Source organism: Paraglaciecola algarum (assembly GCF_021532655.1).
Lineage (GTDB): Bacteria > Pseudomonadota > Gammaproteobacteria > Enterobacterales > Alteromonadaceae > Paraglaciecola > Paraglaciecola algarum.
The window spans coordinates 61919-74253 of sequence record NZ_JAKGAS010000015.1; the positions used below are offsets into that span (position 1 = coordinate 61919).

13 protein-coding genes are annotated in these 12335 nt (G+C 39.5%); all 13 read right to left on the minus strand.

The genetic code is table 11. The features are described from left to right. A complete protein-coding gene (locus L0668_RS18930; RefSeq protein ID WP_235314292.1) occupies positions 1-1059 on the minus strand; it encodes a homocysteine S-methyltransferase family protein in 1059 nt (352 codons plus the stop codon). Positions 1060-1157: 98 nt separating this feature from the next. After that, positions 1158-2078 (minus strand): homoserine O-acetyltransferase MetA, encoded by a 921-nt coding sequence (gene metA, locus L0668_RS18935; RefSeq protein ID WP_235314293.1) that lies wholly within the window; start codon positions 2076-2078, stop codon positions 1158-1160. Between the two features lie 212 nt (positions 2079-2290). Next, a complete protein-coding gene (locus L0668_RS18940) occupies positions 2291-2701 on the minus strand; it encodes a DUF2802 domain-containing protein (RefSeq protein WP_235314294.1) in 411 nt (136 codons plus the stop codon). 71 nt (positions 2702-2772) lie between these two features. Then, positions 2773-3267: a chemotaxis protein CheW gene (locus tag L0668_RS18945; RefSeq protein WP_235314295.1), complete on the minus strand. Its 495-nt coding sequence runs from the start codon at positions 3265-3267 to the stop codon at positions 2773-2775. A 25-nt stretch (positions 3268-3292) separates the two neighbouring features. Continuing rightward, entirely contained in the window at positions 3293-4018 is a 726-nt protein-coding gene (locus L0668_RS18950; protein ID WP_235314296.1) for a chemotaxis protein CheW, read from the minus strand. Then, on the minus strand, positions 4011-4793 hold the full coding sequence (locus tag L0668_RS18955; RefSeq protein WP_235314297.1) for a ParA family protein: 783 nt from the start codon (positions 4791-4793) through the stop codon (positions 4011-4013). The genes L0668_RS18950 and L0668_RS18955 overlap by 8 nt, the downstream gene beginning before the upstream one ends. A gap of 91 nt (positions 4794-4884) precedes the next feature. Continuing rightward, positions 4885-6000, minus strand: a complete 1116-nt coding sequence (locus L0668_RS18960; RefSeq protein WP_235314298.1) for a protein-glutamate methylesterase/protein-glutamine glutaminase — start codon at positions 5998-6000, stop codon at positions 4885-4887. A gap of 52 nt (positions 6001-6052) precedes the next feature. Beyond that, positions 6053-8185, minus strand: coding sequence for a chemotaxis protein CheA (locus L0668_RS18965; RefSeq protein WP_235314299.1), 2133 nt, complete (start codon positions 8183-8185; stop codon positions 6053-6055). A 13-nt stretch (positions 8186-8198) separates the two neighbouring features. Continuing rightward, on the minus strand, positions 8199-8963 hold the full coding sequence (locus L0668_RS18970) for a protein phosphatase CheZ (RefSeq protein ID WP_235314300.1): 765 nt from the start codon (positions 8961-8963) through the stop codon (positions 8199-8201). A gap of 32 nt (positions 8964-8995) precedes the next feature. Continuing rightward, positions 8996-9379: a chemotaxis response regulator CheY gene (gene cheY, locus L0668_RS18975; protein WP_235314301.1), complete on the minus strand. Its 384-nt coding sequence runs from the start codon at positions 9377-9379 to the stop codon at positions 8996-8998. A gap of 46 nt (positions 9380-9425) precedes the next feature. Then, a complete protein-coding gene (locus tag L0668_RS18980) occupies positions 9426-10157 on the minus strand; it encodes an RNA polymerase sigma factor FliA (RefSeq protein WP_235314302.1) in 732 nt (243 codons plus the stop codon). Continuing rightward, the gene (locus L0668_RS18985; RefSeq protein WP_235314303.1) at positions 10154-11020 is read right to left on the minus strand and encodes a MinD/ParA family ATP-binding protein; all 867 of its coding nucleotides are present in this window, start codon (positions 11018-11020) and stop codon (positions 10154-10156) included. The genes L0668_RS18980 and L0668_RS18985 overlap by 4 nt, the downstream gene beginning before the upstream one ends. Continuing rightward, positions 11017-12330 (minus strand): flagellar biosynthesis GTPase FlhF, encoded by a 1314-nt coding sequence (flhF, locus tag L0668_RS18990; RefSeq protein ID WP_235314304.1) that lies wholly within the window; start codon positions 12328-12330, stop codon positions 11017-11019. The genes L0668_RS18985 and flhF overlap by 4 nt, the downstream gene beginning before the upstream one ends. Positions 12331-12335 lie beyond the last annotated feature (5 nt).

Sequence of the window (12335 nt, forward strand, 5' to 3'; positions counted from 1 at the left end):
CTACAGGACAAAAGGTTCTAAACCAGACAAGCGCATTTTCACGTCTCGTTTTGGAATTTTTCTTGGGGCATAGTCTTTTACTGCTTCAGATATGGCCGCAATGTGTTGAGGCGTACTACCGCAGCAGCCTCCTACGATATTTAACAACCCTGACGCTGCCCATTCTTTAATATGTGACGCCATTTCGTCTGGCCCCATATCATATTCACCAAACTCATTAGGTAGACCGGCATTAGGATGAGCTGAGACTAAACATTCACTCACGTTAGAAATTTCTTCTACATATTGTCTCAATAAATCTGGACCTAAAGCACAATTTAACCCAAAGCTAAAAGGGGCAACATGATTCATTGAATAATAAAAAGCTTCTGCGGTTTGGCCAGATAAGGTACGTCCTGACGCATCAGTAATAGTGCCTGAAATCATGACTGGCAAGGTAAGTTTTAGTTCTTCGAAAACGGTTTGAATAGCAAAAACCGAAGCTTTAGCGTTTAACGTATCAAAAATGGTTTCAACCATAATTAAATCCACACCGCCTTCAATTAAGCCATGAGTGGCTTCAACGTAAGCTTCAACCAGTTCATCAAAGGTGACATTGCGAAAACCAGGGTCATTCACATCAGGTGAAATGGAAGCTGTTCGACTAGTCGGCCCTAATACGCCCGCAACAAATCTAGGCTTTTCCGGAGTCAAAGCGGTGTATTTTTCTGCGGCCTTTTTAGCTAACTTGGCGGCTTCAAAGTTAATCTCTTTAGCCAAGTCTTGCATATGATAATCAGCCATCGAAATACTAGTGGCATTAAAGGTATTGGTTTCGACTATGTCAGTACCAGCTGCAAAATATGCACAATGAATATCAAAGATAATATCCGGTTGAGTCAACACTAATAAATCGTTGTTACCTTTTACATCTGAGGCCCAGTCGGCGAAACGCGTTCCTCGGTAATCTTGCTCTTCAAGCTTATGATCTTGGATCATAGTACCCATAGCGCCGTCTAGTAACAAAATTCGCTGCTGAGCTGCTTCTATTAAATTCTGTTGTATTGTTAGTTGACTCAATTTAAGTCCTCTTATTATTCATTTTCTTGACTCTTTTTTAGAACAAAAATTTATTCAGACGTTTTAGTCAGAATTTACTTTCATTCCGACGCCCCATTCTATTCAGAGAGTTGTGTCAAATCATAAGGAGTAGTTTGATACACGTAATAATTAAGCCAATTGGTAAACAACAAACTACCATGAGCGCGCCAGCTTACCATTGGTTTTTTTGATGGGTCGTCTTGCTCAAAATAATTGACTGGCAGAACAGGCTCTCCTCCTGCCTGAATATCTCTTTGGTACTCTTGCTTTAAGCTGTCTGGATCATATTCTGGGTGTCCCGTGACAAATACCAACCTTTTATCTTGAGAAGCTACAATATAAGCGCCCCCTTCTTTAGACGTTGCTAATACATTCAACTCTTCAACTGAGTTATAATCCTCTAAGCTTATTTCACCATAACGCGACTGAGGGGCAAAAAAAGCAGGGTCAAACCCACGTAATAACTCATCATGTTCATTTTGAACAAAGTGTTGATATATTCCACTTAACTTTTGCTCCCGCAAACCTCTGAATTTGCCAAAATAGTGAAACATTGCAGCATGGGCAGCCCAGCAAGAAAACAAAGTAGATTGCACATTTTTACGGGCCCAATCCATGATCACCTGCATTTTGTCCCAATACTTCACATCATGATAATCCAAGTGAGCCAAAGGGGCACCAGTAACAATTAAGCCGTCATATTGTTTATAAGCAATATCGTCAAACTGCACATAGAAGTTATCCATGTGTGCTTTAGGTGTATTTTTGGGCGCTTGATTGTCTATACGGATCAAATCAATATTGACCTGCAATGAGGTATTAGATAACAGTCTTAAAAACTGTAATTCAGTTTCCATTTTATTCGGCATTAAATTTAAAATACCCACTTCCATAGGCCTAATGTCTTGAGTAGCCGCACGACACGTATCCATCACAAAGATATTTTCTTTGTGTAACTCACTTTGTGCAGGCAAATCGCTAGGGATCCGAATAGGCATAATGACTCCAAGACTGAATATAATGTTTTTTAATTTCGCTTAATAAGGCAAAAATGTCAACATCTTTACGTCTAGACGTCTAAATGAAAAAATATAATCTCTATTAAATAGGTATAGACCGTAATGTATTTTAATAAATTCACGATCATAAATGAGGAAGTCCATTAAACTTTAATAAAGATTTGCAGATGGTAATGTATTACTAGGAAAGTCTAATTCTGTTTATTATGTAAATTAAACAATAACTCTGCTTCGGCTAATGGCATATCGCATTCTTGCATGAGCTCTTCGATGCTGGCGCCTTGGCTGACAAGTTTTACACCTTTGCTGTAAAATCGACTTTGAGGATCTTGTTCAACCACTTCTTGTTGAGATAATTTGACTTGTTCGACTTGTGATTCTAGTTGTTTAATGCGATTAACCATAGCGTAGGTTGCACTTCGAACTTCGTCTAATTCGTGAGAAAAACCTTTTACTTGACGAATAAGGCTTGATACCTGTTCTTTTTGAGATTCTAAATCTTTCTCCACTAAACCACGAATAGAAAAAGTTTTATATACAGCGAATAAACCAAGCAAACTAAAACCTAACGCTAAAATACTGATAATCAATGTTAGGTCCATATACTACTCATACTCACTTATTTTAAGACTCAGTAAAAGGCTATATACTGGAATATGGCCTATAACCAAGATTATATATTAGTGATTTCGCTCCATTCGTCATCACTTAATAATTTATTCAAATCCACTAGAATTAGCAGTTGTCCGTCTCTATTACTGACACCTTGAATAAATTTAGCACTTTCTTCTGTACCCACATTAGGCGCACTATCAATTTCAGAAGAGCGCAGATAAACCACTTCGGCGACACTATCAACCAGAATGCCTACCACTTGATCATCAGATTCAATAATAACCACACGCGTACTATCAGAAATATCTGAAGACGGTAAGCCAAAACGCGAACGAGTGTCGATGACGGTCACCACATTTCCACGTAAGTTAATAATGCCTAGCACATAGTCTGGGGCACCTGGTACTGGAGCGATCTCTGAGTAACGAAGCACCTCTTGCACTTGCATTACATTAATGCCGTAGGTTTCTTCACCCAGCTTGTAAGTAACCCACTGAAGGACTTCGTCACCATTTGCTGCTACTGTATTGCTTGAATTTCTTTCGTCACTCATTCCAATTGCTCCGGCCTATAATAGACTAATCATAACTGCTTAAACCTTGGCTTAACATACTCATCAATTGAGGTATATTTAACAAGGCACACATTTTTTTCTTTACCATTCCTGACAACCACGGACGACTATTTGTTACCTTTCGCCACTTCACATCATCAGGCAACAAGGTTTCGGTTGTCACTAGACTTTCGCATCCTAATCCCCAACCACTTTCACCTAATACTATAAGATATTGATATTTTGTAGATTCTGCCACCTTTTCTACAGCTTTTTCTGGCATTATCCATTTTGCAGTGTCTACTACGTTATATTTTTCATCTCTATGTAGCAGTACCCCCTTAAACCAATCGGGCTTTCCAAATATTGGGTTAACACTTTGCATTTCATGTATACCTCCCAACTCCGTAAGGGGAACAGCTAAGGTCATGCCTGCCACTTCAAATAATAATACTTGAAACTCACCTTCGGGGACAGTAGGCCTAATAACCTCTGTTTTCGATTCAACAGCTGTTAGCTCTTCTTCGACCTTTGTCTCAATAACTTTAGCAATTATTGGTTGAACTTCAACAACTTGCTTTACCGGCTCTTCAAAAGGTTCACTTCTTGGAGCTGGCACTGTATTCAATAGCTGCTCAACAGACTGCTTATGTAGGTCTGTAGCTACAAGTTCTTCTGACGCCTCTTCCGTCAAAAGAGCTGACATGTAATCTTCCATTACATTTTCATTGGCAAATGGATGGTTAGACATGACTAGGCTCCAACTTTTGTAAATAATCTAACAATCTTATATAAGCGTACACACCTCTAGATTTAGGGCAATATACCGAAGGGGGACTTTGAGCTTGACTTGCATCTCTAAACTTAGTGTCCACTGGAATAACGCCATCCCATACATTATCTTGATAGGTTTCTCCTAATAAGCGTAATGCATCTGTGGCTGCTTTAACTCTTCTATCATACATAGTTGGCACAATACTAAATGCAAATACCTTAGCTAAGGACTTTTGCATAATTTCCATTGAATGCATGATCCTATCCAATCCTTTTAACGCTAAAAATTCGGTTTGCACAGGAATAATAACCCTCTCACTTGCAGCTAAGGCATTAATCATTAACACCCCTAAAACAGGTGGGCAATCTACAATGGCATAATCAAACTCATCTGCAACCTTGTCCAATGCTTTACGTAAAATAAGCCCCATACCATTTTTAGTGCCTAGTTTTCTATCTAACGTGGCCAATGCCATGGTGGCTGGTAATATAAAAAGAGAATCTAATTTTGTCGGGCATAAACAATTCATCACTAGTTCTTTATTTAGTTCTTGTCCCCCCATAAACACATCGTACAAACTTGATGATAGTTGTTCAGAGTCAATACCAAAGTAATAACTCATCGAGGCTTGAGGATCAGTATCAACTAAAATCACTTTATGGCCAGCCTGAGCAAGCAAGCCACCTAAGGTAACTGTTGTAGTAGTTTTACCCACCCCTCCTTTATGATTTGCTACCGTCCAAATTACCAAAAATATGGCCCTTCATGTTAATGTCTAAACAAACTCAATGTAGAAATATTCCTCTACACGTTTGGCCTAAATTTAGTTAAAAGTGATATCACTAATGAGCTAGTTTCTTTTTAATATTGGTCGCCATTGCCGCTATATCAAAACTTTCTTCTGCAATATTGGCTTTAGCTACGGCTTGAGGCATGCCATAAACCACACAGCTTTCTTTATTTTGCGCCCAGATAGTTGCGCCTTTGTTTTTTAAAGTACGACAACCTTCTTTGCCATCAGCCCCCATGCCGGTCAAAATAACGGCCAAAACATCACCTGCATAAACCTTTGCCAAAGAATCAAAAGTAATATCAACACTAGGTTTGTAGGCTGCAGTAGGGTATGCACTAGGGTCTGAAATTGTAATTTTAGGCGCTTTGTTCGAACCCGACACTGTCATGTGTTTGCCACCTGGCGCTAAATAACATACTCCTTTTTGCAGTAGGTCACCATTTTGAGCTTCTCGCACTTTAACTTGGCAATGTTCATCTAACCTTTTAGCAAACGCTTCAGTAAAAGTACCAGGCATATGTTGTACAATAATCACAGGTACAGGAAAAGCTTTTGGTAATTCAGTTAATATTTGCTGCAAAGCAACCGGCCCACCAGTAGAAGCACCAATGGCTAAACAAGCATAATTTTTTATCGAACCTATTGGTAAAGGTTTACTTAATGAACCTGAATATTTGGAGCCTAAAATGTCCGTAGGTAATCTAGTACGTATTTGACCTCTGGTTTTTACTGAGCCTGACGCAATATTCGATTTAGCAGATGTTTTGTTGTTTTTAGCTAAAGACTTCACTCTATTTTGCAGTAGTGAAACCGCTTCAGCTCTATTTAAAGCGATATCTTCAAAGTTCTTAGGAATAAAATCCAATGCACCGGCGTCTAAGGCATCAAGTGTAGCTTGCGCCCCTTCTTGAGTAATAGATGAAAACATTATTATTGGCACTGGACTTTGTGCCATCACTTTTTTAACCGCAGTGATACCATCCATGACCGGCATTTCTACATCCATAGTGATCACATCTGGTTTTAAAGTCGCTGCACTAGCAATTGCTTCTACGCCATTTTTGGCTTCACCAACCACCTCTAATTCTGCATCCAATTCTAAGATCTGTTTTATTCTACGGCGAAAAAAAGTTGAGTCATCAACTACTAATATCCTGTAAGCCATTTTCAGCTTTTCTACCTTTATTTAAAGCCATTGTATTATTTAATGGCAACACTTAAGAGCGCTTAGCCGCATACCTTTTTAATAAAGCTGGCACATCTAATATTAACGCAATGCCACCATCACTAGTAATAGTTGCTCCAGCCATTCCCGGAGTACCTTGCAACAATTCGTCTAAAGGTTTAATTACCACTTCTTCTTGGCCTATTAAAGCATCCACTACAAACCCTAATTGCTGTGTCCCAATTTGTACAACAACGACATGCCCTTTAGATTTATCAATTTGGTCAGCTCTTTGATTACGCACTAACCATTCTCTTAAGTAAAATATTGGAATCGCTTTAGACCGAACAATCATAGTCAATTGACCATCAACGGTGTTGGTTTTACTTACATCCATATTGATAATTTCATTTACTGAACCAAGTGGTAAAGCAAAGGTTTGTTCACCAATAACTATCATCAAAGTGGGCAGTATAGCTAATGTCAGTGGTACTTTAATCTCTAAAGTGGTTCCCACTCCCATTTTTGAATCAATACTTACAGTACCATTTAGCTGGTTGATTTTGGTTTTCACCACATCCATACCAACACCACGACCAGACACTTCCGAAATTTCTGTTTTAGTAGAAAAGCCTGGTGCAAAAATTAAGTTGAATGCTTCAACATCTGTCATTCTCGCAGCAGAATCTGAGTCTAGAACACCCCGAGAGATTGCAATCTCTTTTAACTTTTCCGGATCCATACCTTTACCATCATCGACAATACTAAGTAGGATATGATCCCCTTCTTGTGATGCTGATAACTTAACAGTCCCCATAGTAGGTTTACCTGCAGCTTTTCTTTCCTCTGGCATTTCAACGCCATGGTCTACTGAGTTTCTAACCAAATGGACCAAAGGATCAGCTAAGGCTTCAACAAGATTTTTATCTAAATCTGTTTCTTCACCCTCAAGCTCTAAGGTGATTTCTTTTTTCAAAGTACGAGCTAAGTCACGAACAACCCGCGGGAAACGTCCAAATACCTTCTTAATAGGCTGCATGCGAGTTTTCATCACAGCACCTTGTAAGTCGCCTGTTACCACATCTAAATTGGCAATGGCTTTAGTCATACTTTCGTCGTTGACATTAATGCCTAGACTTAACAAACGGTTACGAACTAGCACCAACTCACCCACCATATTCATAATTTGGTCGAGTCGTTTAGTATCTACCCGAACTGTAGTCTCGCCTTGTGGGGGGGCGGCAGCTTTTTTCTCTTCTTTTTTGACTGGCGCCGCTACAGGTTTGGCCGGAGCTTTTGCTGCTGGGCTGGGTGTTTTTTCCGGTTCTTTTACCTGCTCTTTTTTAGGCGTAACAGCTGGTGTTTCATTAACTGGCTCTGCAGGTGTTTCAGCTTTAGCTGCTGGGCTTTTTCCTTTGCCATGAAGCTCATCTAACAGAGCTTCAAATTCATCATCACTTATATCATCAGACGAGCCGGCTACAGGCGTTTCAGCAGCTGGCGCTTTAGGCGCCTCAGCTTCTGCTTTAAACTGCCCTTTTCCATGCAATTCATCTAATAGTGCTTCAAATTCATCGTCACTTATATCGCCATCAGCAGCGGCAATTTCAGGTTTACTCTCTTTCGAAGCTGGGGCGCCACCACTTCCGTGTAATTCGTCCAACAGCGCTTCAAATTCATCCTCGCTAAAATCATCGCCAGACTCGGAGGGGGTACTTGGTTCCTGTTGTGATACTTCAGCTTCTTGCAAAGTTTCTTCAACAGCAGCTTCTTCAACAACGGCTTCGTCGGCAGATTCAGGTGCACTTAATCGAGTCAGTGTGTCGAGCAGAGTTTTTTCTGCTGCTACTAAAGGTTCACCCGCTTTAACTGCATCAAACATCACTACAACTTCATCTGTAGCTTGTAAAATAACGTCCATTAATTCAGGGGTTAAGGTTCTTTGTCCATTGCGCATGACATCAAATACATTTTCAGCACCATGACAAATATCGACTAATTCGGTCAGAGAAAGAAAACCAGCTCCACCTTTTACAGTGTGATAACCTCTAAAGATAGCGTTTAATAAATCAGCATCTTCAGGATTATTCTCTAAGTCAACAAGCTGTTCTTGTAGTTGCTCTAAAATCTCACCGGCTTCAACTAAAAAGTCCTGAAGTATTTCCTCGTCAACATCAAAAGACATATTCTATGTACCCCTAAAATCCCAGACTCGAAAGCAAATCATCTACGTCATCTTGATCTGACGCAACGTCTTCTCTGCTGTCGGCATCCATTATGGGGCCTTCAGCCACTATCATATCGGCTTGTTTATCAGAATTATTAGACTTTTCCACTGTCTCTTCAGATTCTTTGACTTCAACACCACCGAACATGGTTAACATATAGACTAAATTATCTTCAACTTCCTTAACTAACTCAATCACACGTTTAATTACTTGACCTGTTATATCCTGATAGCCTTGAGCTAAAAGCACTTCAGTCAATAAGTTACTCAATTGTTTTGAATCTTCCGCACCTTCTTTAAAAAATGCATCTATATCTTTTACTAATTTATTAAATTCACCCAATTCTAGTTTGCGTGCTAGCAACTTATCCCACTCAGGGATCAAGTTGACAATTCCATTTTGAAGTTTTTCAGCAATTGGCATACAAGAGTCAACCAAGTCCATGGTTTTATTCGCAGCTTCTTCTGTTGTTTCAATTACATAAGATAATCGTGTTTGAGCATCGGGAATATCTTCGTTTGCCATATCGACAATACGTGGGTCTAGTTGAAAGTTATTCAACGAGTCATGCAATTGACGAGTCAACTTGCCAACTTCCGAAAACAGCTCAGTTGAATTATTAGCATGAGCTTCTTCTAAAAGATCATGCGCTCCTTGATTATCACCCGCTTCAATTAAGGCAACTAACTTTTGGGCATTTTCAAGCGAAATAGGCGCAATATCTATAGGTGTCATACAGTCCTTCCTCTCTATCAGGGCAGCCTGAATTAACCAATACGTTCAAATATCTTAGCCAATTTCTCTTTCAAAGTAGCAGCAGTAAACGGCTTAATTACGTAACCATTTACACCTGCTTGAGCGGCTGCAACAATTTGTTCTTTCTTCGCTTCAGCCGTTACCATTAATACAGGAATATGTTTTAAATTAGCATCAGAACGAATCGCTCGTAATAAGTCTATTCCTTGCATACCTGGCATATTCCAATCTGTCACTACAAAATCAAAATCACCTTGTTGCAACATTGGAAGAGCAGTACTGCCATCATCCGCTTCTTGTATGTTAGTAAAACCAAGATCTTTAAGTAAGTTCTTGATAATTCTACGCATTGTTGAAAAGTCATCAACAACAAGAATTTTCATATTCTTATCCAAAACCACCTCCGGTGAGGATCCAACCTCATTTAAACACTAATTAATTTTATTTTTCGTTTGACTGCCAAGATTGCATGCGAGATTTTAATTTCAACATGGCTTGACTATGTATTTGACTCACTCTGGATTCACTAACATCCAGTACTTCACCAATTTCTCTAAGATTCAGTTCTTCATCATAGTAGAGTGACAAAACAATTGCCTCTCTCTCTGGCAAAGTTGTAATGGTATGTGCCAATGCTTTTTGAAATGAACCTTGTAATAAGTCTTCAAAGGGAGAATCAGACCCCTTACTACTTTCGGTCGAAATGACATCTTCTGTCACTCCTAGATCCTCAATACCCACTATTTTTCCAGCATTGACCTCATTTAACATCTGATGATAAGTATCAATGCTTACTTCTAACTTTTCTGCAATATCAACATCTCTAGCATCACGTCCAGTTTCGCTCTCGACCTGATTAATTGCCGCTGTTATCGCCCGACCATTTTTATGAACAGAACGAGGGGTCCAGTCTCCTTTGCGAATTTCATCCAACATAGAACCACGAATTCGGATCCCGGCAAACGTTTCAAAACTTGCACCTTTGCTGCCGTCAAAATTTCTCGATGCTTCCAACAAACCAATCATGCCAGCCTGAATTAGGTCATCAACAATAACACTCGCTGGCAATCTTGCAATCAAATGATGCGCGATTCGTTTTACCAGCGGAGCATGCCGTTCAACCAACTCATTTTTGTCGGCAAGCTGCTGATAAGCGGCGGCTTTACTATTCACCGGTTATCACCCACCGCTTTTTTAGTCACTAATTGTTCTAAAAAGAATTCAAGATGCCCACCTGGTTGATTAGGAATTGGCCATTCTATTGCTTTTTTAGCCAAACGACGAATAGCCATAGCAGCAGGAGACGTAGGGTAAGCATCAACAATAGCTTTTTGTTTCCTGACTGATTTACGTACGTTTTCATCGAAAGGAATAACAGCTACTAGTTCCAAAGCAACATCCAAAAAACGATTGGTTACTTTAGTTAACTTAGAAAACAGTTCATCACCTTCTCGCATGCTACGCACCATATTTGCCACTATTTTGAAGCGAAATATTCCGTGATTTTTATTCAGAATTTTAATCAAGGCATACGCATCGGTTAACGAAGTGGGTTCATCACACACTACCATTAAAATATCTTGTGATGCTTTTGAAAAACTTAATACCATGTCAGATATACCAGCAGCAGTATCAACTATCAATATATCAATTTGAGACTGTAATTCACTGAAAGCACGAATAAGCCCCGCGTGTTCGGTAGGTGTTAACTCAGTCATAGATTGAGTACCAGAAGTTGCTGGTGCGATCTTAATTCCGTAGGGGCCCTCGACTAAGACTTCATCTAAAGTGCATTCCCCAGATAAAACATGTGACAGGTTTTTTTCGACCCTTAGCCCTAACAAAACATCAACGTTGGCTAACCCTAAATCGGCATCTAGGACCATCACACGTTTACCCTGCTGAGCGAGGGAAATAGCTGTGTTTAACGTGACGTTAGTTTTACCAACACCACCTTTACCGCCGGTTACGGCTATCACTTTAATAAGTCTAGATTGATTCATTCTTCTTAAGCTACTCGCTTGATCCTCAATCATACTGCCACTGCTGCATTTTTAATGTAATTTGCGTCAGTATGAATTAATCCGAATTTTTTATAAAGCCTTGCAGCACTAGTTATTAAAAATTTTGTGTCTGCTGGCTGCATATCTTCAGGTACTTTTTGTCCATTGGTTAAATAACATACCTGCAATTGGTTCTCAATTGCTACACTTATTGCTTCACCAAGGCTGTAACATTCATCAAGTTTAGTCAATATACACCCTTGTAAAGAAATCTGTCGATACTCTTTAACAGTTTGCTGCATTACACGATACTGGCAATTGGCTTGCATAACCAAATATTTTCTAATGGTAACACATGATTTTTGATTAATAGTATCTAACTGTTTGATTAGTCTAGCATCTTTTTGACCAAAACCAGCAGTATCTATTAATACTAAACGTTTATTTCTAAATTGGTAAAGTAAATCTGACAATTCATTGGCATTTTGTGCTTTTTTCACACTACAACCGATAATTTTTCCATAGGTGGCTATTTGTTCGAATGCGCCAATTCTATAGTTATCTATGGTTACCACAGCCACTTGCTCTGCGCCATATTTTTGAGCGGCTTGGGCGGCCAACTTTGCCACAGTAGTGGTTTTTCCAGTACCCGTTGGGCCCATCAATGCAACAACACCTGGTTGAGACAAAATATCATCTTGTTTGGTCTGTAATCTATTAGCCAATAGTTTAAGTAAGAATAACCAAGCTTGTCGCTCATTAGCTGATTCAGGTGCATAAGCTACCACTTCTTCAGCTAAAGAGTTTGAAATTCCCATCTGAAGTAACTTTTGCACTAAATAACTATGTAAAGGATGTTTGCGATTATTTTCTTGTTCAATCAAACCAGACACTTGAAATTGCAAAATATTACGTAACGAGGAAAGTTCCTGCCTCATTTCTTTTAAGGCATTTTGTTCAATGGGGCTTGAATGACTGGCAACAGGTGAACTTGAAACTGGGGCATTATGAGCAGTATATGAAGTATCAGCTTTAACTTTTTCTGGCGTTTCCGCCGCCGCTTTAGCTTGTTTTTCTAAAAGTGCTTTTAAACTATCTGGCCCTGTGTCTCCGATAATTTCACTAAGAGTGGGAGTTTTGACCGATTTACCTGAGTGGCTTTGGGGAGCTGTTTTTGCTTTCGGCTGCAATTTCGCTTCAGGCTCTTTGTCATATGCCGCCACTATTTCGATACCATCGGCATGTTTTTTATTCGACATTATGACCGCATCGCCGCCTAACTCATCTTTCACTTGTTTAAGTACGTCGCGCATATCTTTGCCATAAAAGCGTCTAATTTTCACATGTC